Source organism: Planktothrix prolifica NIVA-CYA 540 (assembly GCF_963864145.1).
Classification (GTDB): domain Bacteria; phylum Cyanobacteriota; class Cyanobacteriia; order Cyanobacteriales; family Microcoleaceae; genus Planktothrix; species Planktothrix agardhii.
Window position 1 is genome coordinate 2031622 of the sequence record NZ_CAWLTW010000001.1, and the last position, 21119, is coordinate 2052740.

21 protein-coding genes, 2 tRNA genes and 1 pseudogene are annotated in these 21119 nt (G+C 40.3%); 16 read left to right on the forward strand and 8 right to left on the reverse strand.

The window, feature by feature from the left end; translation table 11 throughout:
- Positions 1 to 107: 107 nt before the first annotated feature.
- Positions 108 to 1265: a DNA replication/repair protein RecF gene (recF, locus tag AC559H_RS09370; RefSeq protein WP_026794397.1), complete on the reverse strand. Its 1158-nt coding sequence runs from the start codon at positions 1263 to 1265 to the stop codon at positions 108 to 110.
- Positions 1266 to 1498: 233 nt separating this feature from the next.
- Between recF and AC559H_RS09375 the strand changes: the two genes are divergently transcribed.
- Positions 1499 to 3124, forward strand: a complete 1626-nt coding sequence (locus tag AC559H_RS09375) for an adenylate/guanylate cyclase domain-containing protein (RefSeq protein WP_026794398.1) — start codon at positions 1499 to 1501, stop codon at positions 3122 to 3124.
- Between the two features lie 102 nt (positions 3125 to 3226).
- On the opposite strand, the gene AC559H_RS09380 is transcribed toward AC559H_RS09375, so the two are convergent.
- The 3 genes from AC559H_RS09380 to AC559H_RS09390 all read right to left on the reverse strand — a co-directional run bounded on the left by AC559H_RS09380 (position 3227) and on the right by AC559H_RS09390 (position 7173).
- Positions 3227 to 4285 (reverse strand): glycosyltransferase family 4 protein, encoded by a 1059-nt coding sequence (locus AC559H_RS09380; RefSeq protein WP_026789045.1) that lies wholly within the window; start codon positions 4283 to 4285, stop codon positions 3227 to 3229.
- 278 nt (positions 4286 to 4563) lie between these two features.
- Positions 4564 to 6807, reverse strand: a complete 2244-nt coding sequence (locus AC559H_RS09385) for a sulfotransferase (protein WP_051319865.1) — start codon at positions 6805 to 6807, stop codon at positions 4564 to 4566.
- A gap of 204 nt (positions 6808 to 7011) precedes the next feature.
- Complete coding sequence (locus AC559H_RS09390) at positions 7012 to 7173, reverse strand: glycosyltransferase family 4 protein (RefSeq protein WP_141296287.1); 162 nt, start codon at positions 7171 to 7173, stop codon at positions 7012 to 7014.
- A 329-nt stretch (positions 7174 to 7502) separates the two neighbouring features.
- Between AC559H_RS09390 and AC559H_RS09395 the strand changes: the two genes are divergently transcribed.
- Entirely contained in the window at positions 7503 to 9095 is a 1593-nt protein-coding gene (locus AC559H_RS09395; protein ID WP_026794399.1) for a tetratricopeptide repeat protein, read from the forward strand.
- A 23-nt stretch (positions 9096 to 9118) separates the two neighbouring features.
- On the forward strand, positions 9119 to 9319 hold the full coding sequence (locus tag AC559H_RS09400) for a tetratricopeptide repeat protein (protein WP_036834132.1): 201 nt from the start codon (positions 9119 to 9121) through the stop codon (positions 9317 to 9319).
- Between the two features lie 66 nt (positions 9320 to 9385).
- On the opposite strand, the gene AC559H_RS09405 is transcribed toward AC559H_RS09400, so the two are convergent.
- A tRNA-Pro gene (locus AC559H_RS09405) sits at positions 9386 to 9459 on the reverse strand.
- 87 nt (positions 9460 to 9546) lie between these two features.
- Here AC559H_RS09405 and lipA point away from each other — a divergent pair.
- The 9 genes and pseudogenes from lipA to AC559H_RS09450 all read left to right on the forward strand — a co-directional run bounded on the left by lipA (position 9547) and on the right by AC559H_RS09450 (position 15024).
- Positions 9547 to 10416, forward strand: coding sequence for a lipoyl synthase (lipA, locus tag AC559H_RS09410; protein ID WP_026794400.1), 870 nt, complete (start codon positions 9547 to 9549; stop codon positions 10414 to 10416).
- Positions 10417 to 10577: 161 nt separating this feature from the next.
- Positions 10578 to 11423, forward strand: coding sequence for a hypothetical protein (locus AC559H_RS09415; protein WP_026794401.1), 846 nt, complete (start codon positions 10578 to 10580; stop codon positions 11421 to 11423).
- A gap of 92 nt (positions 11424 to 11515) precedes the next feature.
- Positions 11516 to 11725: pseudogene (locus AC559H_RS09420) on the forward strand (lipoyl synthase); the annotation flags it as partial.
- 192 nt (positions 11726 to 11917) lie between these two features.
- Positions 11918 to 13582 (forward strand): serine/threonine-protein kinase, encoded by a 1665-nt coding sequence (locus AC559H_RS09425; protein ID WP_026798487.1) that lies wholly within the window; start codon positions 11918 to 11920, stop codon positions 13580 to 13582.
- Between the two features lie 46 nt (positions 13583 to 13628).
- Positions 13629 to 13811, forward strand: a complete 183-nt coding sequence (locus AC559H_RS09430) for a hypothetical protein (RefSeq protein WP_081696192.1) — start codon at positions 13629 to 13631, stop codon at positions 13809 to 13811.
- On the forward strand, positions 13804 to 14022 hold the full coding sequence (locus AC559H_RS09435; RefSeq protein WP_199918700.1) for a type II toxin-antitoxin system HicB family antitoxin: 219 nt from the start codon (positions 13804 to 13806) through the stop codon (positions 14020 to 14022). Before AC559H_RS09430 ends, AC559H_RS09435 begins: the two co-directional genes overlap by 8 nt.
- Positions 14019 to 14240: a type II toxin-antitoxin system HicA family toxin gene (locus AC559H_RS09440; RefSeq protein ID WP_026789039.1), complete on the forward strand. Its 222-nt coding sequence runs from the start codon at positions 14019 to 14021 to the stop codon at positions 14238 to 14240. The genes AC559H_RS09435 and AC559H_RS09440 overlap by 4 nt, the downstream gene beginning before the upstream one ends.
- A 105-nt stretch (positions 14241 to 14345) precedes the next feature.
- The gene (locus tag AC559H_RS09445) at positions 14346 to 14675 is read left to right on the forward strand and encodes a type II toxin-antitoxin system RelE/ParE family toxin (protein ID WP_026794405.1); all 330 of its coding nucleotides are present in this window, start codon (positions 14346 to 14348) and stop codon (positions 14673 to 14675) included.
- Entirely contained in the window at positions 14662 to 15024 is a 363-nt protein-coding gene (locus tag AC559H_RS09450) for a hypothetical protein (protein ID WP_036833973.1), read from the forward strand. The genes AC559H_RS09445 and AC559H_RS09450 overlap by 14 nt, the downstream gene beginning before the upstream one ends.
- Positions 15025 to 15078: 54 nt before the next feature.
- Here AC559H_RS09450 and AC559H_RS09455 read toward each other — a convergent pair.
- Positions 15079 to 15152: transfer RNA gene (locus tag AC559H_RS09455), tRNA-Asp, on the reverse strand.
- Between the two features lie 158 nt (positions 15153 to 15310).
- On the opposite strand from AC559H_RS09455, the gene glsA reads away from it, so the two are divergent.
- The 3 genes from glsA (at position 15311) to cutA (ending at position 17666) form a co-directional block, all read left to right on the forward strand.
- Positions 15311 to 16231: a glutaminase A gene (glsA, locus tag AC559H_RS09460; protein WP_026794406.1), complete on the forward strand. Its 921-nt coding sequence runs from the start codon at positions 15311 to 15313 to the stop codon at positions 16229 to 16231.
- Between the two features lie 175 nt (positions 16232 to 16406).
- The gene (locus AC559H_RS09465) at positions 16407 to 17315 is read left to right on the forward strand and encodes a pentapeptide repeat-containing protein (protein WP_026794407.1); all 909 of its coding nucleotides are present in this window, start codon (positions 16407 to 16409) and stop codon (positions 17313 to 17315) included.
- A gap of 27 nt (positions 17316 to 17342) precedes the next feature.
- Positions 17343 to 17666: a divalent-cation tolerance protein CutA gene (gene cutA / locus AC559H_RS09470; protein ID WP_026789034.1), complete on the forward strand. Its 324-nt coding sequence runs from the start codon at positions 17343 to 17345 to the stop codon at positions 17664 to 17666.
- A 24-nt stretch (positions 17667 to 17690) separates the two neighbouring features.
- Here the strand turns inward: cutA and AC559H_RS09475 are convergent, their stop codons facing one another.
- Entirely contained in the window at positions 17691 to 17861 is a 171-nt protein-coding gene (locus AC559H_RS09475) for a helix-turn-helix domain-containing protein (RefSeq protein WP_081692358.1), read from the reverse strand.
- 224 nt (positions 17862 to 18085) lie between these two features.
- Here AC559H_RS09475 and AC559H_RS09480 point away from each other — a divergent pair, with 224 nt between their 5' ends.
- Positions 18086 to 19939: an APC family permease gene (locus AC559H_RS09480; protein ID WP_026789033.1), complete on the forward strand. Its 1854-nt coding sequence runs from the start codon at positions 18086 to 18088 to the stop codon at positions 19937 to 19939.
- Between the two features lie 219 nt (positions 19940 to 20158).
- On the opposite strand, the gene AC559H_RS09485 is transcribed toward AC559H_RS09480, so the two are convergent.
- Positions 20159 to 21115, reverse strand: coding sequence for a hypothetical protein (locus AC559H_RS09485; RefSeq protein ID WP_026794408.1), 957 nt, complete (start codon positions 21113 to 21115; stop codon positions 20159 to 20161).
- Between the last annotated feature and the right edge of the window lie 4 nt (positions 21116 to 21119).

The window sequence follows — 21119 nt, forward strand, 5'->3', positions numbered from 1 at the left end:
ATTTGACCGCGTAGGGGCGGGTTCGAGTTCACCTTTGATACCCACAAACAATCTACAAAAACCCGCCCCTACAATTGGGATAATTAGCAGGATAAATTCATCATTCCCTAATATATAAACGGACTAATCTCCCCAGCTTTAACATTTAAAATTTGAGTATGTTTTAACCATTGAGCATCAAAAGCACCTAAATGAGTAGTTGTAATTAAAGTTTGAAATCGGTCTTGAATCGCATCTAATAGTTGATTTTGTCGGTTTAGATCTAATTCAGCTAAAACATCATCTAAAAGCAGTAAAGGCGGTTCCCTAACTACGTCTTCAATTAGTTGTAATTCCGCTAATTTTAGGGCTAAAACTAAAGTCCGTTGTTGACCTGATGAGCCATAACTTCGGGCTGGAGTTTGATTGATACTAAAAATCACATCATCTCGATGGGGCCCCACTAAGGAAATTCCTTGTTGTTTTTCCGCGATCGCCCTGGTGATAATTTTATCAAAAAAAGCCTGTTGAATTTTTTCTGGTGGAGTTATTGATAAACTGTAATTTGGTAAATCTAAATTAACATTAGGTTGATAGGTAATATCCAATAATTCCGTATTTCCACTAATAGATTCATGCCAAATTTTAGCCAGAGGGACTAAACGTTCTAAAACGCGATCGCGACGGCGGATAACCCTAGTTCCAGCTACAGCTAATTGAACATTCCAGAGTTCTAATTCCTCTTGTTTATGGTGAATTTCTGATGTTTCTGGATTTTGTTTAATTTGTTTTAAAAGAGCATTTCTTTGGCGTAAAACTTGATTATATTGTTGTAAAATATAAGCATAAATTGGTTCTAACTGCACTAATAAACGATCCAACCAATTGCGCCGATATTCGGGACTACCCCGGACTAATTCTAAATCTAAACTAGAAAACTGCACCACATTTAATACACTCAAAAAATCTAACTGTCGGCGTAATGATTCCCCATTTAAACAAACCGTTCTTCCTCCTTGGGAACGCAAAGTAATCCCTAAATCTAACGTCCCTAAATCCCGTTTTAAAGTAGCTGTAATTTGTGCGGTAGGTTGGGTATCAAAAATCAAATCTCGATCTCGACTAACTCGATGACTTTTGAGGGTAGAAAGTAATTCAACTGCTTCTAATAAATTAGATTTCCCTTGGGCATTATTTCCTAATAAAATTGTTTTAGGAGCTTCAAATATAACTTTTTGATCGGCATAATTGCGAAACTGTCGTAGATATAATAATTTCAAATACATGGCAAGAGGGAATAGGTAATTACGAATTACAAATTACGAATTACTTTACCATAGTATCTAATGAAGTTTTGAGTTGTTACCCAATGCTAATTCGGTGCTACGATGCTATAAACTAGATAAATCGGTGAATTGGGGTTACACTGGAAGGGGGAAGGGATGGAAACCGTAGAAATCACCGATACGGACGCGCCATCGCACGTCCCTACTGATAACTAATTACTGATAAGAGGACAGTGCCATATTTAATTTATAATCCCGATACAACCGGGGCTATGACCTTTAACCTACAGTTCGGTGTAAATACCATCGGACGGGGGCGGGATAACACAATTTGTTTAGCAGATGTGAGTCTTTCTCGTCATCACGCTCGCATTGATGTCAGCGAGGGAAAAAACACGATTACCGATATGCAGAGTAGTAATCATACCTTTGTGAATGAGGTGATAATTGAACACGCGAATCTCAAATCTGGAGATTTAATTCGTTGTGGTCGTGTAGTGTTTAAATTTATGAATGTTTCCCTCACACCCTCTTTAAAATCGGAGGCTGAAAATCATCAAACCTCGGTTATTCAGGAATTTGCTACCGATAATAGTTATACCATTATTCAAGATTTATTAGGAACTTCTCAAGCCATAAATTCAGTTTTAAATATTCGACAACAAGATGCTAATTTAAGAATTGTTGATAAGTTAAAAATTTTATTAGAAGTTAGTAAAGAGTTATCTTCTCCGAATGAACCCAATAAACTCTTAGATAAAATTTTAGATCTATTATTTCAAATAATGAATCTGGATCGGGCGGCGATTTTGTTAGTTAATCCTAAAACCAATAACTTAGAAAATAAAGCCGTTAAATTTCGGGAGGAACCCCTCGCCGATGAACATTTTTATAGTAAAAAAATTACCAATATTGTTAGAGAAACAGGAAATGCCGTATTAATAGATAATGCTCAAGCCGATGAGCGATTTGAGGGGTCTGAGTCGATTCTGTGTCAAGCCATTCATGCCTCGATGTGTGCGCCCTTAAAGTTACGGGATATTGTGATTGGGGTTTTGTATGTGGATAATTTATCTTTATCTAATCTTTATTCTCCCGAAGATGTAGAATTTTTAGCCGCCTTAGCCAATCAAGCCGCGATCGCGATTGACAATGCCGAACTCTATAAAAAAATGCAGGAAGAAGCCGTAATTAGAAATAAATTAGAACGGTTTTTTCCTCCAGCAGTGAGTCGAAAACTTCGGGAAGAAGGAAAATTTGATGCCATTGTAGAAAGTGAAGTTACCGCCCTATTTTCTGATATTACTAGATTTACAGAAATGTCTTCTCGAATGCAGCCTCGTCAAGTTATTTCTATGTTAAATGAATATTTTAAACTGATGGTGGAGGAAATTGTTTTTCCCTTTGAAGGAACCTTAGAAAAATACATTGGGGATGCTTTAGTTGCGGTTTGGGGATCTCCCTATTCCCGCCATGATGATGTGGATCGAGCGGTGCGAGCCGCCATTGAAATGCAGTGGACGGTAGATAGAATGAATCAAAAATGGAAACAGCGTTATGGAGAACCAATTTATATTCATATTGGACTGAATACCGGACAGGTAGCTGCGGGAAATATTGGTTCAGAAAAACTGATTCAATATACCCATACTGGTGATACCATGAATGTAGCTAGTAGGATTTGTTCAGCAGCTAATAAAAATGAAATTTTAATTTCTCAATCAACTTTTGATCAGTTAAAAGATCGGAGTTTGCCTTTAGAAACAATACCTCCTGTTATTGTTAAAGGGAAAACCGAACCCCTGCAACTTTATCGTTTACATTGGCAAGAAGTTCAATCAACTGCTCTTTCTTTTTGAATTAAATAATTAAGAAACCCCTGAAGGGGTTACTACTTTATCTTTTTGAATTCAATAATTAAATAAATAATTAAGAAACCCCTTCAGGGGTGACTACGGTTGTTATAATCTAGCTCGTTTTAAGGCTTGCCAACTGGTGTATCCTAATAATCCAGTTGCACCCATAGCATAGGCTAAACCACTGGGTATTCCCGAAAAAGCCAGGGCTAAACTTCCCACCCAAAGGGTTAAAGAATAGATAAATAATACCGTTCTCCGTTGGGATAAACCCGCGTCTAAAAGTCGATGATGCAGGTGGCGTTTATCCGCAGTAAAGGGGGATTTACCATGGCGAATTCGATCTAAAATGACCGCCGACATATCTAAAATCGGAACCGCTAGAATCATATAGGGGAGAATCACCGAGGTTACAACCGTTACTTTGACTAAACCAATCACCCCAACCCCAGCTAGGGTAAATCCCATGAAATAGGAACCCCCATCCCCCATAAAAATCTGGGCGGGATTAAAGTTATACCTGAGAAATCCTAGGGCACTTCCGGCTAAAGCTGCTGCAATTAAAGCCGCGGCGGGTTGATTCATAAATAAACTGACAATCAACATGACCACTGCGGCAATACCACAAACCCCCGCCGCCAGTCCGTCTAAACCATCAATCCAGTTAATCGCATTGGTCATCCCCACTAACCAAATAACCGTAATAGGTAAACTCAACCATCCAATGTGAACTAGACCCAAATTCGGAATCGTTAAAAAGTCAATTCGGACACCTACCCACCAAGCCAGACTCGCGACCCCGGTTTGTAGGATTAGGCGAGTCACAGGGGATAGGTTAAATAAATCATCCGCCAGACCAATCAGAAAAAAGGCAATACCCCCAAGGGTCACGCCCCAAATTTCATATTCATCCTGGGGGCTTAGGGGTTTCCCGGTGGCATCAATAAAGCCACCTGACCCCCAAACAAATAACAGAGCAATTAAGGCGCCAGCAAAGATGGAAACGCCACCTAAGCGCACCATCGGTTGTTGATGAACTTTTCGATCATTGGGTAAATCAACCCGTCCTGAACGGATGGCGATTTTTTTAACAATCGGCGTACTCCAGATCACAACTAGAGCCGAAATTACAAAAGCGAGTAGGTGGTACAGATGGTGGGGCATCTGAGGTTACAGGTGCAAGAAGTTCTTTGGGTGTCAGCCAGAGTTTACTACATTTAGGAACCTTTCTGACAAAAAGAAATCTCGGCGATTGAAATCGCTGCTAAACAAACGATGTCCGCCTGCGCGGACAAATAACGTCCACAGCATCCAAATCTTCAACCCGCATCGGCGGGTTTTGCTTGTGTAGCTGCGGTTTCAACCGCCGGGTAATTAAAAACCGTAGCTAAACAAACGATGTCCGCCTGCGCGGACAAATAACGTCCACAGCATCCAAATCTTCAACCCGCATCGGCGGGTTTTGCTTGTGTAGCTGCGGTTTCAACCGCTTCTTCAACTTCAACCTTTTGGGTCTTGCTTGGGTCATGAGATTTTTCGGTCAGGGTAACACCTTTTTTTAGTGTCATTTGTCGGACTAACTGTTGCCATTCCTCGGAATTTGTTAAACTTTCGGAATCTAGTTCCATGCCCTGGGCTAAGGACAATTTAGAGAAACTTTCTAACCAGGTTAAAATGATTTCGCTAGGGGAAGCTGTGGTTAACTTTAAGGCTTTTTGCAGGTGGGCTTTCATTTGCGGCAGTTTACCGTTACGATAGGCGTTCCAAGCATCCCAAATTAAGAGGTTATAGTCCATCTCATTGTGTTTTTTGGGATCATTGCTGAGGGTTTGTTCTAGTTGTTGGCGCTCTTGGATTTGTTGGGTTTGCAATTGAGATTGGGCTAATTCAATTTGAAGTTGATACATTTGAGATTGCGATCGTTTTAATTCGGTTTGTAGTTGATTAACTTGGGCTTGTTTTTGTTTTAATTCTCGCTTGGTTTGCTCAAATTGAGATTTAATTTCGGTTAATTCGGTTTCAGCTTGTTGGAGTTGAGAAACTGATGTTTCTAATTCTTTGATATAGGTCTGTTGTTGTTCTAACTCCTGTTTGGTTTCCTGGAATTGAGATTTAATTTCTGTTAATTCGGTTTGAGCTTGTGACCGTTGAGATTCGGACTGTTGTAATTGAGAATGGGACAGATCAAACTCACTTTCAACTTGATATAGTTGGGAATTGGAACGTTTTAAATCTCGTTTGAGTTGTTTAACTTGATTGCTCGTTTCTTGTAATTTATCTTGATCCTGTTGGAGTTTAATTTGAGTTTTCTCTAATTCTTCTAAACTTTGATGCAGTTGAATTTGAAAACGTTCTTCCCGTTTTTGCGCCTGTTGTAACTGTATTGTTAATTGACTTAAAATTGATTCAACTTCATTCCGTTGAGCTTCCGCTTCATCTAGTTGAGATTGAGAGCGTTTTAAATCCTCTTGAATTTGAGGATACTTAATTTCATAGTCTTCTAATTCTTCTTGAGTTTGATGTAATTGCGATTGATACCGCATCACATCAAATTGAGCTTGACTTAATTGGGTTTTAACTGTTTCTAATTCAGTACGAGTTTGATGGAGTTGATTATGAGATTGTTGTAAAACAGACTCGGTTTTACTTAACTGAGTTTGAAATTGTTGTAAAACAGATTCGGCTTCTTGTAACTGAGATTGAGATTCGTCTAATAGAGATTCCGCCGTTTTTAGTTGGGTTTTTGTTTGCTCTGATTCAGCTTGAATGACTTTGGCTTCTTCTAATTCAACTTGTTCCTCCTGCAATTGAGATTTTAGGGATTTATTCTCTATTTCTAATTGACGTAAATTAACCCATTCTTGAAAAGCCCAAGTTTTGTATAGGGAAGGTTTTAATAATTCTTGCCAAGAAAAATCAGGTGTTTGTTCAGGATGCCATCCTCTCCCTTCTAGTTCTTGATAGAGTTCAATGGCTTCGGGAAAGTAATGGTCAATTAATGTGGGTCGCTGACTATTAGATGAAATTTCTGTTCTCAACAACGAAGGATCATAAGCAGTGGGGGCGGGATGACTTAAATCAACGTTAAACTTATGATTAATTGTATCAATATAGGCGTTTTGATATTGAACAATTGTTTTTAGATTAGTTAACAAACAACGATGTTGCTCCCGATTATAAAAATTGAGAATTTTTTGATTATAATGCTGCCAATATTTGATCGCTAATTCGGGTTGAGATTGAAACATTTCATCCCCCCGTCGATACAAGGAGTCAGCCACTTCCCAAGGAGAACGATATATTAATAAAAATCTGGCTTCGGGTAACAGTTTTGCCCAAAAGTCTAAAAATAAGGTAGTTCGAGGTTCTTGCCATCCCCAAACAGAACTTAACCCATTTTGTTCTACTATATATTTAGCTCGGTCAATTAGGGGTGCATTAATCTGTAGATTTTCCTCAAGTGTCCATCCATCAATATTAACCCCTAGGGCACGAAAGGCATCCAAATGAAATTCAAAAAAATCTGGGTTTTCAAAATATCCCTTGGCATTAAATTCGGTCGCTTCCATCAAACGACGACCAATATGAACCCCTGCACTTTGCAGAATTGATGCAGTTAAGGAGGTTCCTGAACGGTGCATTCCGGTGATAATGAAAACGGTTTGTTCGCTGTGGGATTTTTGCATAATTTTTGAATACTATGTCAATTAAATAATTTTAGTATAAATGGGTTGCCTGTCCTACCAAATTTCTCGGATATTATCGAGAATCTCTCAAAAAGCCTGACGCTCTTTTAGTAGATTATGTTCATTGGCGGTTTGTTTCCCATGGGTTAACATTTCCTGAACTTGAGTCTGAGAATATTGTAAGGCTTGTTAGCTCGTTCGGAATCAACTTTCTGTGGTATAGTCGGGACGGAAACAATTATACCCCGACAGACAAAAGGAACGATTACCAATACAATCTGGAAAAATGACCAGTGTTCCAACTGCCATTCCCTCTAAAGCCGGAAGATAAAAACCCTCTCCTTCTTTTTGGTTGGGGAGAAACACTGTTATTGTAGCACGATTTAGCTGCTCTAAATAGTCTTTTCTCGAAAGTTGAGTGGTTCAGAGTTCTACTTTTTGACCGATTGTTTCTAATTTCTGCTTTAACTCCTGTCCTACTTCTGGTTCTTTTAATGCTGCAATCTTTTTTAATTGGGAAACAGAAAATGACATCAATTCGGTGTAAAATTCAGAATAGGTACAATGGGGCGGAAATTCGGTTGGAACAATCAGGTCGTGATTAACTTCTCAATTCCTAAGTGTTTGGCTAAAGTTTTCGTCCTCCGGTAGAATCTACCTTTAATTAAATCATAAAACTTATTGAGATTTTTGGTATGAGTGTTAGCTATTTTGAGACCGCCAATCAACTGTTAAGAAAAAGTCAGTTTGACAATGCCATTGAAAGCTACCAAAAAGCGATTGAAGAAAACCCAAAATCGGCTTGGTCTTACTACAATTTAGGGGAAGCCCTGGTCAATACCGGAAGTATTAAAGAAGCGATCGCAGCTTACCAAAAAGCGGTGGATCTCAATCCTAATTCCCCCTGGTTTTATGACCGATTAGGGAGTGTAGAACTAGAAGCCGGAGATTTAAGTCAAGCCATAGATTGCTTCCAAAAAGCTATTGATCTCGATGACAGTTTCTATGAATTCTACAGGAATTTGGGTATCGCGCTGACTCAACAAGGTAATATTTCAGAAGCTATTTCTTCCTTCCAAAAGGCATTAGCCCTAAAACCCAAGGATGGGGAAACCTATTACTATCTCGCACAGGCTTTCACACAACAAAACCAAAAGCAAGAGGCGATCGCAGCTTACCATCAAGCCTTAGAAATTAATCCCTATTGGTCGGAATGTTATTTAGAATTAGCCAAGATTCAAGATAACTTAGGTCAGACCGATGAAGCTATTAAGAATTATCGTCGAGCTTGTCAACTGAATCCTAATTTAATAGAAGCCTACCAGAGTTTGCGAACTATCTTAGAACAGCAGGAACAATGGGAAGAACTCATTAAACTCTCCCGTCGTTGTTGTCAGGTGAATTCTAACTCCGCCGAAGCCTATTATGATTTAGGAACAGGATTAATTCACCAACAGGAATCGGAAGAAGGTATCATTGCTTTGCGTCGAGCTTGTGAACTTAATCCTGATTTTGTAGAGGCTTATCAACAGTTAGGACAGGCTTTATCTCAACAAAATGAGTGGGAAGAAGCCGTAACAGTTTATCGCCGTTGTGTTCAACTTAATCCTGATTCTGTTGAATATCAATGGAGTTTAGCCAAAGCCTTAGTTCAAATTTATAACTGGGAAGAAGCGATTAAAGTTTATCGTCAAACTTGTTATTTAGAATCTTCTTCGGCTGAGTTATATGATCAATTAGGGCAAACTTTAGCACAGTTTTATCAATTTGAAGAAGCGATCGCCACCTATCGCCAAGCCTTAGAATTGAATCCTGAAAATCAGGGTGAAATTCAAGCCCGCCTACAACAAATTTTAGAGAAACAGCGTCAATTTGAAGAAGCGATCGCCATCTATCGTCGTACCCAAGAGTTTAATCCTAATTCCTTTGAATCCTATCAAAATTTAGGACAAACTCTCCGACAACAAGGCAATATTGAAAATGCTATTGTGGCTTTCCGTCGCGCCTGTGTTCTCAACCCCGGATCTCCAGTAGCTTATCACCTTTTAGGTCATACCTTTGCCATCTTACAAAAGTGGGATGAAGCCATTAGTTGTTATCGCCGGGCTTGTGAGATTTATCCCCATTCTCCCGATATTCATTTACATTGGGGAGAAGCCTTAGAACAGAAAGAAAACTATCAAGAGGCTCTGGCTTATTTGCAGAAAGCAATTAACCTAAAACCGGATTTTGATTTAGCTTATGAAGCCATGGGTCGTGTGATTTCAAAAAAAAGGGAGTTAACTTAGATCCCCTTTCCCGCCATCGGGAAATGCAGAAAAACCGTCCTACAGATCCTGAAACTTATCAGGATCTAGGACAACAATTACATCGTCAAGGCTATTTAAAAGAAGCAATTAATTGTTATCAAAAAGGGATAGAATTACAAGGAGAACCGATTCATTTATGGTTTTATCGGAATTTGGGAGAAGCGTTAATCAGTTATCAGTCATCAGTTATCAGTCATCAGTGAAGGGGGACTCTGGGACAATTTCTTTCTTCTTCCTCCAAATAATTTGACACTCGACAACCGTCAAAATCGGGATGATAGGATTTGAACCTACGACCCCCTCGTCCCGAACGAGGTGCGCTACCAAGCTGCGCTACATCCCGATGCCTAAATTAGACATCTTTGTCAGTATAACACATAAAAGATCAGTTAGGATCAAAAAGATGTGAATTTATTAGGAAAAGGTCAGCGTGGTAGTCAAGCCGGACTGGTTACGAGTTAAAGCGCCTCAATGGGAGCGCGTTGGCAACGTTAAAGGAATTTTACGGGATTTAAGCCTAAATACTGTCTGTGAGGAAGCCTCCTGTCCCAATATTGGCGAGTGCTTCAACGCCGGAACCGCTACATTTTTAATTATGGGGCCAGCTTGTACCCGGGCTTGTCCCTACTGTGATATTGATTTTGAGAAAAAACCCCAACCCCTAGACCCAACCGAACCGGAAAGATTAGCGGAAGCGGTACGACGCCTGAACTTGAATCATGTTGTGATCACTTCTGTGAATAGGGATGACCTACCCGATGGCGGTGCGTCCCAGTTTGTTCGGTGTATTGACGGGGTGCGATCGCTCTCTCCCCAAACCACTATTGAGGTCTTAATTCCCGATTTGTGTGGGAATTGGGACGCCCTAGAAATAATTTTGCAGGCTAAACCGGAAGTTCTCAACCACAATACCGAAACCATCCAACGTCTGTATCGTCGGGTTCGTCCCCAAGGCGACTATCAGCGCAGTTTGGAGTTATTAAAGCGATCGCGCCAACTCAGACCCGAAGTTTATACTAAATCTGGGTTGATGGTGGGACTGGGTGAAACCGATGCCGAAGTTCGGGAAGCCATGCAGGACTTACGGGCCGTTGATTGTGATATTTTAACCTTGGGTCAATACCTGCAACCCAGTCCTAAACATTTACCCCTGGTGGCGTTTATTTCCCCAGAACAATTTAACACTTGGCGAGAATTTGGCGAGTCTATTGGGTTTTTGCAAGTTGTTGCGTCTCCCTTAACTCGGAGTTCCTACCACGCCGAACAAGTTCGAGGATTAATGGAAGAATATCCGCGTTAGTTGGAGTTGCAATGATTCGCTAAAGCCAGAAATCAGGTCTTGAGTCAAAGCCTAAGTTTGTCGAAGCTTAGGTTTTTAATCCCAAAATTTATATAAAATTTAATAGGTGTTAAATTGGATCATTGTATAATTGCTCCTATCAGCAAACAAGCCAAAAAACTATGACTCTATCCAGTATCAAACTACCCAGTGGTGAAATTACCGTTTTTGCCAATGAAGAAAACAACCTTCCCAGCTTAACTAACACCACAAACAAAACAGTAAAATTGAAACTTGAAGCAGAGGGTCAGTGGTCTTACGGAGGTAAAGATGCCTTTGCAAATCAGGTAGGTGGTGATGGTAACACCACGCAGACGGGACGAAATCCATATATGCGTTTTCCAGACATCACGCCATCAGCATTAGTGGCGGTAAAAAATGGTCAACCTGTGGCTAGTGGGAAAGAACAAACGGTCGAACTCCGTCCCTCCGAATCTGTAACTTTCATTAACAACGACCAGCCCGGTGTGTACGGTGATAATAGTGGTAGTCTCACCCTGAAATGGTCTATTGCTGCTATTAGTAGTGACGGTTCTGATACAACAAATAACAGTGTTTCTAACGACAAAAATACAGAGATCACACTTCCCAGTGGTGAAATTACCGTTTTTGCCAATGAAGAACAAAACCTTCCCCAATTGACGAATGAATCGGATAAAACCATTACATTAAAATTGCAAGCTGAGGGGTTGTGGGATTACGGCGACACCGAGATATTTGCTAAGAAAGTAGATGCTAATGGTAATTCTGAAAATAGTGGACGGGAGCCTTATGTGCGTTTTCCCAATATTGCACCAGCAGCATTAGTAGCCGTCAAAAATGACCAAGCGGTGGCGAGTGGAAAAGAACAACTGGTGGAACTGAAACCGGGAGAAATCGTATCTTTTATTAATAACGACCAACCCAATGTGTACGGCGACAACAGTGGGACTCAAACCGTTAAATGGTCAATTTGGAGCGCTAATTAATAATGTGACAAAAGCGGGATAGAGCAGTTCCCTATCAAGTGAGGTACACTTTCAAGGAAGTCAGTGTGCCTCACGACGATAATAACGGCTATGTTGATTGTGATATTTTAACCTTGGGTCAATACCTACAACCCACACCTAAACATTTAGCCGTTGAGGGATTTATCACACCCGAACAATTTGATACTTGGCGGGATTTTGGTGAGTCTATCGGTTTCTTACAAGTGGTGGCTTCTCCCCTAACCCGCAGTTCCTACCACGCCGAACAGGTACGAGCCTTAATGCACCAATATCCGCGTTAATACCGTAGTGAGTCCTTTAGGACTCCCTCTCAAGGTTCGAGCCTTAATGCAACGATATCCGCGTTAATACCGTAGTGAGTCCTTTAGGACTCCCTCTCAAGGTTCGAGCCTTAATACAACGATATCCGCGTTGATACTCCAGTTTCCCAAAATTGAGACAAAATAGAGAGGATATTCTAACCCTTGAGAACGATGACTTGCTGCATCAACCCCCAATGTCCCAACCCAAACAACCCAAATGGTACAGTTTGCTGTCGAGCTTGCGGTGTCCAAATACCCGACGTATTGCGAGGACGGTTTCGCCTGATCAAAGTATTAGGTCAAGGGGGGTTTGGTCGCACCTATTTAGCGGAAGATGATGGACTGTATGAAAAATGCGTCGTGAAACAGTTTGTTCCCATGAGGCAAGGAACGGCAGGGCTAGAAAAAGCTTTACAATTATTTGAACGGGAAGCGAGACAACTGGCACAACTGGGACAAAATCCCCAAATTCCGGCATTATCGATTTATTTTTCCGAAAATAATCAACTCTATTTAGTTCAGCAATATATTGAAGGGGAAACTTTAGATAAAATTTTACAAAAACAAGGGGTTTGGACAGAACAGCAAGTTAAGGAATTATTAATCAGTTTGTTACCTGTTCTCAAATTTATTCACAAGCAAAAGGTCATTCACCGTAACCTCAAACCCGATAATATTATGCGTCGTCGGAATGGGGAATATGTGTTAATTAATTTTGGGGTAGCGAAAGATTTATCCGCAACGCTAGTCTATACCCAAGTCGGAACCCGTGTTGGTTCTGATGGATATGCAAGTCGGGAACAAATGCAAGGGGGAGAAGCCTACGCCGCCATTGATTTATATAGTTTAGGGGTGACTTGTTTTTATCTATTAACTGAAATTTCACCTCTGGAATTATGGTTAGATGAAGGGTACAGTTGGACGAAAAATTGGCAACAATATTTGGAGCAAACTCTGAGTCCACAATTCAAACAAGTTCTTGATCAGCTATTAAAAAAAGATATTGGAGATCGTTACTCCTCTGCTGATCAAGTGTTGCAGGACTTACAAAGTCTCTCACCCCAACTGCCCTGGCAAAACCCTATCTGTATTGCCACTCTCACCGGACATTCAACTGATGTCAAGTCTGTAGCCTTCAGTCCCGATGGTCGGATGTTAGCCAGTGGGAGTTGGGACAAGATGATTAAATTGTGGGATGTGCAGAGCCAACGGGAAATTGCCACTCTCACCGGACATTCAACTGATGTCATCTCTGTAGCCTTCAGTCCCGATGGTTGGACGTTAGCGAGTGGGGGTTCTGACACCACGATCAAATTGTGGGATGTGCACAGCCAACGGGAAATTGCCACTCTGACCGGACATTTAGGTGTTGTCTGGTCTGTAGCCTTCAGTCCCGATGGTCGGACGTTAGCTAGTGGAAGTTATGACACCACGATCAAATTGTGGGATGTACAGAGCCAACGGGAAATTGCCACGCTCACCGGACATTCAAATTGGGTCATGTCTGTAGCCTTCAGTCCCGATGGTCGGACGTTAGCCAGTGGGAGTGATGACAACACGATTAAATTGTGGGATGTGCACAGCCAACGGGAAATTGCCACTCTCACCGGACATTCAAGTGATGTCACGTCTGTAGCCTTCAGTGTCGATGGTCGAACGTTAGCCAGTGGGAGTGATGACAAGAAGATTAAATTGTGGGATGTGCAGAGCCAACGGGAAATTGCCACTCTCACCGGACATTCATGGTATGTCTTGTCTGTAGCTTTCAGTCCCGATGGTCGGACGTTAGCCAGTGGGAGTTATGACAACAGGATTAAATTGTGGCGAGCACCGTAGGGGTGGGTTCGAGTAGCAGAAACCGGGTTTCTCAAGATATCTTGATTTGTTGCAATTAACTGAATTAGAAACCCGGTTTCTTTCGGTATTTGCGATCGCATTTGGGGCGGGTTTAGCATTCGGGGGTGATTTAATCGAGATTGTCTCGAACCCGCCCTTACGATATAGAAAAATTTCTGTTATTCTAAAACCAGGAAACAATATTATTAATTGCTGTGATTATGATTAGACGAGTAACAATTTATTCCGGTGAGGATGGTTACTGGGTGGTTGAATGTCCGAGTTTACCCGGTTGTGTGAGTCAGGGGAAAACCCAAGAAGAAGCATTAATCAATATTAAAGAAGCAATTCAAGGCTATATTTTAGCTTTAGAAGAAGATGGTTTACCTGTACCCCTCGAAAATGTTGAGACTTTAGAAAATTTACTGTTAGTGGTATGAGTAAATTGCCGAGAATTTCAGGTAAGGAATGTGTTAAAGCTTTAGAGAAAGTGGGTTTTTATCTGAGACGACAACAAGGTAGCCATCTGATTCTCAGACGTAATGAACCTTTAACACAAGTGGTTGTTCCAAATCATTCCGAACTGGATAAAGGAACTTTAAGATCAATTATTAGAGGTGCTGGCTTAAGTGTCGATGATTTTTTACAATTACTGTAATCTATATTAAAGGCAATAAACCCTAGTTATCAGGTCTTTTGGCAATTTGCGATCGCATTGGGGGATTTGATAATATGAGAAAGTGCGATCGCTATAAATAATATTATGGAAAGTCAACCCAGGGAGATTCAACGTTATGTGACACCAGATGGTAAAATTCCCTTTGATCAGTGGTACGAATCCCTAAGCGACGCTAAAACTCAATATAAAATAGATGCAAGGTTAGAACGAATTGCGTTAGGTAATTTAGGAGATTACCGTTTTGTAGGAGCAGGGGTTTATGAGTTCAGAATTAATTATGGCCCTGGTTATCGCCTTTACTTTGGACAAATCGGATTAAAAATTGTGTTATTGCTGTTTGGGGGAGATAAAAGCACCCAAAAACAAGATATTCGTCAAGCTCAGGAGTATTGGAAAGATTATGACAAACATTAAAATACCAACTTCTAAACCCTATCATGATTTTATCATTGAAAAGCTGAAAAATTCTGAACACGCTGCGGGTTTTTTGACCGCAATATTAGAGGAAGAAAACCCCGAACCTGAATTATTGAAAAATGCGATCGCCCAGGTAATTGAAGCAAAATATCAAAATCAAGATTTATCAAACGAAGCCAAATTATGTTATGAAAAACTTAATCACCTGTTAACAAAATCAGGTTGTGCTGAAATTTATGGTTTTATTGAGTTATTGAATAGTTTGGGATTTGAGATTTCAATTCATGTTAAAGAATATATTACAGAAGTTGAGGAATCAGAAACCGGGTTTCTCAAGATATCTTGATTTGTAGCAATTAACTTAATTAGAAACCCGGTTTCTTGATTATTAACTTTAGAACGGGACTGACGGGGCTCGAACCCGCAACTTCCGCCGTGACAGGGCGGTGCTCTAACCAATTGAACTACAGTCCCTTGCTGTCGTTCTTTTTTTTGCGACAATTTTTATTATTACTGCTTTTTTCTAATTTGTCAAGCATTTCTGGAAAATTTTTTTTTGACAGGGCTTTTGGCGGAGTCTTCCCCGCAAAGCTAGACTGAAAAAGACAAATTCGGAGGGATTCTCAGTGAATATGGAGTTTAAGCCATTAGACCAGTTAACTCAGGAGCAAGTCAATACTTGGGTTCAGGAAGGACAACAACGGAGTCAATTCGGCCAGTTACCCAGCTATATTCCCCAGTTAGCCCAGGTGAACCCCCAGGAATTCGGGGTCAAAATCCTGACGCTCCAAGGCCAATGTTATCAGGCGGGGAATCAAACCCTCCGATTTCCCGTGATGAGTGTGATCAAGTGCTTTCTATTATTAAATCGACTGCTGGAATTGGGAGAGGAGCGGGTCTTCCAGCAAGTGGGGGATCAGCCTTCCGATCAACCGTTTAATTCCCTCGAACAGCTAGAATCCGATGGCGGATGGCCGCGTAATCCAATGATTAATAGTGGGGCGATCGCCCTAGCTGGATTGCTACCTGGAAAGGATGCTAATTCTCGCTGTCAGTATCTCTGCTCCTGGTTAAATCAATTGGCCGATTGTCAGTTAGTTTTAGACCAGGATATTCTGGAGTCCGTGCGTTCATCCCCCAACCCCAAAAACCTGGCCCTGGTTTCCACCCTGGCGGCTTCGGGTTATCTGGAGCATCCCGATATCACCTTAGATACCTATAACCAAATTTGTTGTTTATCGGCCACAATTTCAGATTTAGCCAAATTGGGTTGGTTATTGCTACAACCCACTAACCCGGAATGGGAAAGCGCCATTCGCATCGTCAAAACCTTAATGCTCACCTGTGGGTTATACGAAACATCGGGACACTTTGCGATGAAGCTGGGAATCCCAACTAAATCGGGGGTGAGTGGGGCGGTATTATCAATTATTCCCCGACAGGGAGCGATCGCTTGTTACAGTCCCCCCCTTGATCCCCAAGGAAATTCTATCGGAGGTTTATTTTTTCTGGAAAAAATAGTTAAAACCCTAAATTTAAGTCTGTTCACTTAGTTTCTCTATACCCTATTTAGAAGATTAACAGCCTATTAAACTAAATCAAAAATAATGGAACCCGATTGCCAAAATTAAATTATTAAAAAATGTTAAACACAAAAATATAAAAACTTTATTAAGATTTTATGGTTATATTGAAAATAGCAGCAGAAGTAACTGGAGTGAGACACCCATGGAAGTCAGTCAACTGTTGAGGGAATACGAAGAAGGGGAAAGAGAGTTTACAGGGGTAGACCTCGAAGGAGCAGACCTATCCGGGGTAATTTTGATTGGGGTTAACCTTTCGGGAGCTAACCTAACGGGAGCCAACTTGAGTCGAGCCTTCCTGAGTCGGGTTAAATTCAATGGGGCGTGTTTGCATCGAGTGAATTTGAGTTATGCCAAAATGAATGAGGCACAAGGGGGGGATGCAAACTTAACTAAAGCCAATTTGACGGGGGCTTTTTTGGTTAAAGCTAAACTTCCCAATGCTAATTTAAGCGGTGCAACTTTAGCCGGAGCTAATTTAAGACGCGCCAGCTTACCGAATGCTAATTTATGCTCGGCTAACTTGCCATTCTCGAATTTAAGAGAAACAAACTTAACCGGAGTTAATTTAAAATGGGCAAATTTAGTGGCGGCAAAACTCAGTGGGGCTAATTTATTTGGGGCGGAATTAACGGGAGTTAATTTACAAAGAGCCTACTTAAATGGGATTAAATTAAGTTGCGTTAATCTTGAGGGTGTTAATCTGCATGAAGCTAGAATGAATGGGGCTGATTTAGAGGAGGCAAACCTGATAAATGCTAATCTAAGTCAAGCTCAAATGCGAGGTATTAGGTTAACTAAAGCTGATTTAACCGGAGCTAATTTAGAACAGGCTAGTCTAATGTGGGCAAATTTAAACTGGGCAAATTTATCACAAACAGACTTGAGAGATGCGGATTTAAGAGATGCGTCATTATTGGGAGCTAACCTTGAAAATACTCAATTCCAAGGAGCGCAATTACCGCAATCTTTAAAACTTTATCTGGATTTAGCGATGACCTGCTCTAATTTATATCAAGCTCATACTCAGAAGTGTGAACTTGAGTTAGGATAATTAAAATTCAGATTTAACGGCGCATTCATGGAAACAGATTATACTGTGGTTTTTGTTACGGCAAGTTCTCGTTTGGAAGCGGAAAAAATTGCTCAAGTGTTAGTGGAAGAAAAACTAGCAGCCTGCGTAAGTTTAATGCCAATTCATTCTATTTATACCTGGGAATCAAAATTATGCCGAGCAGATGAATGGCAATTAATTATTAAAACGGATCTCAGAAAATTTGAGCCTTTAACCATAAGGGTTAAACAACTTCACTCCTATGAAGTACCTGAAGTTATCGCTTTACCTATTGTTAATGGTTTAGTAGGTTATTTAGACTGGATTGCTGCACAAACTCAGACCCTTTAAAAAATTTGTTTTCTCTTAATAATTTTATTTACTTTTATAAGGACAAGCATTGATAGGTGTCCTTGTGGATTCCCACCATCTAAATCTTTCACCTAAGCGGTAGTTGTACTGCCTCCGGCAGAGTTCTAGGTGAGCAGTGATCGTTACAACTTGGGCTTTTGTGGGTTTAAGGCGGTATTTGTACGTTAGTTGCATTGAAAACTTCCTTTTCGACCTGTTTCTAGTATAGATTATTTCAACACTTAGATGATATGTTACCCGAAGTATAATTGTCGGACGGAGGTACGGAGTCCGACGAGCATTTCATCGGGAGCGGTGATTTAATCGGGGTACTCCGCGCCAGCGCTCCGAGACATCCCCTCTAAATACACCGAGGGACTTCCCTGCTGTTAGTTAAGTTTTTATCCCTTTAGGTCTTTATGCCAACCCTATCTCAAATTAATCGTTTTCTACTGGGGAAACCCTTACCAACCAGTGCCTACGCCCAGGAAAGACTAACAAACTTTGCCGCCTTAGCAATTTTAGCCTCTGATGCGTTGTCTTCTGTGGCCTACGCAACGGAAGAAATTCTCTTGGTTTTAGTGGCCGCCGGAAGTAGTGCTTTAGGACTGTCTCTGCCCATTGCCGGGGGAATCATTTTACTGTTGTTTGTAATTACCTTATCCTATCGTCAAACGATTCGCGCTTACCCTCAAGGTGGAAGTGCCTATTTAGTAGCGAAGGAAAACCTCGGACTGCACGCTGGGTTGGTGGCGGCGGCTTCTTTATTAATTGATTATGTCCTGACCGTTACCGTCAGTATTTCCGCCGGAATTGCTGCCCTGACTTCTGCTATTCCTGCCCTTAACTCCTACACTATTGAACTGTGTTTAACTGCGATTGTACTGTTAATGGTGGCGAACTTACGCGGGTTAAGGGAAGCGGGGCGGATTTTTATGCTCCCGACCTATAGTTTTGTGATTAGTGTCTTTATCTTAATGGGTTTGGGTTTCTATAAATATGCAACGGGTCAGGTAGTAGCTACTGTCCCCATACTTCCGATAGCCCAACCCTTAAGTCTGTTCTTGATTTTACGCGCATTTTCGGCTGGATGTACCGCTTTAACGGGAGTTGAGGCGATTTCGGATGGGGTTTTAGTGTTTAAACCCCCGGAATGGAAAAATGCTCGCACCACATTATTGTGGATGGGGACAATTTTAGGGGTAATGTTTATTGGGATTACCTACTTAACTCAGGTTTATCATATTATTCCCGAAGCAGGACAAACAACGATTTCTTTATTAGCACGACAAATTTTTGGGGATGGTTTTTTCTACTATTTTCTGCAAATTGCCACCTTATTTATCTTATTGTTAGCTGCTAATACCAGTTATGCAGATTTCCCGCGACTGTCTTATTTAGTTGCACGGGATGGATTTTTACCTCGTCAGTTATCCTTATTAGGCGATCGCTTAGTCTATTCTAATGGAATTCGTTTATTAAGTCTATGTGCTGCCATTTTAATCATTATTTTTAAAGGGCAAGTTAACGCTTTAATTCCCCTTTATGCCGTTGGAGTTTTTACCTCCTTTACGTTGTCTCAATTGGGCATGGTCATCCATTGGTTTAAGGAAAAAACCTCTGGTTGGCGACAAAGTGCAGTTATGAATGGTTTAGGAGCTTTAACAACCGCTGTTGTTTTAGGGGTAATTGTCACCACTAAATTTTTATTGGGAGCCTGGTTAGTGGTGTTAGCAATTCCTTTATTAGTGATGTTTTTTTTAAAGATTCATAGTCACTATAAAAATATTGCTAAATATTTTCGCTCTCAGGAACTTTCCCCCTATCGTTGTCCTTTACCACCGCCAGGCACAGCGATTAAACATTCTGCTGTTGTTTTAGTCGGACAGTTAAATCGAGGCACCTTAGAAGCCTTAGATTATGCTCGTTTAGTAGCTCAAGAAATTGTAGCGATTCATGTTGATATTGGAACAACGGATCATCAAGCTTTACGACGACGATGGGATGAGTTAGAAATTCATGTTCCCCTGGTGATTTTGGATTCTCCTTACCGTTCAGTTGTTCAACCAATTCTGGATTTTGTTAAAAAATTTGAAGCTGAACGTCCTAGTAGTTTTTCAACGATTATTATTCCCGTAATTGTTACCCGCTATTGGTGGGAAGAACTATTACACAACCAAACCGCTTTATTTATTCGCCAAGCTTTACGGAGTAATCAATGTCGAATTGTGACAACTGTTCGATACTATGTTTCAATAACTGATCCCCCCTAACCCCGTTAAAAATGGGGGAATTTATCCCCCCTAACCTGCTTGAAAACGGGGGAACTGGTCGCCCCTAATCTTCCGGTTGCTGTATGAATAAACTAGCTCATACTTCCGAAACGGCAATTGCTATTACTTTTTTAGTTATGAATCTCTCTGTCATTCTTAGACAGATTTTTGGGTCGATGTTTTTGGTGGTTGGGTAAATCATTGTGTTTGTGCAATAACTCAATGCTTAATCCAAATCATAGGCTGATAAGCATTATTGGTCTTTTGCTGAAAATCTTGATACTTATCTAAAGGAGTTTTTATTAAAAAATCATAATGATTTTTGAGATTATCAGTATAACTCTGGCAATATAATTGATACAAAGTAATAACCTCTTGTATCTCTGATTCAGTTAAAATCTTTCGAGGATTAAATAAACATTCTTGATAAATAAAATATAAAATGGCTTTAGACAATAAAAGATTATTAATTTCACGAGCTTCTTGAATCCGATTTTTCTGTCTAGTTAGATTTTGCTGTTTTAAGTAAATCGCTGTCAGATAAGCTTTGAATAAATTTATATAAGCTGAGTAGATAATATAAATCCGATCTAAGGATAAGCTGATTTGCTCTCGATTATTGTGACGGCTAATTAAGTCTCTTAGATGAGTTTCCTGTTTATTTAATAATTTTTCTATATCTATAGCTGTATTTTCACTCAGCCCATAATCTTCTAAAAGCTGAATTAAGCTTAATGAATGTTTAATTAAGAATTTACTCTCGGATAAAAGTTGACGCTGTTCATGTTTGATTAAGATTTCTATTTTATTTTGAACAATAAATAATTGCTTATCAAGGTTTTCTAACTTGGAGCTAATCAGATAATAACCGACTAAATTAACGCCTAAATTCATTCCTGATAGAGCAATATTAATCCCAGATAAACTATGAATTTGTTTAACAAGAGTCAAGGTTTTTTTGATATCAATGGAATTAACAATTACAGTCCCAGCAGACGATAGTACAATTTCCGCATAGGTCGCCACATCACTACAAGCTAAGATTTGCTCAACATGAGCAATAATTTCCTTAGTAGCAGTATTCCTAGCAATACCACTAGCAAAATTAATCGTTACCTCTCCTAAATGATTCAGTTGAGTCAATTGTTTTAAAAGCTCGTCATACATATTATTCATATTA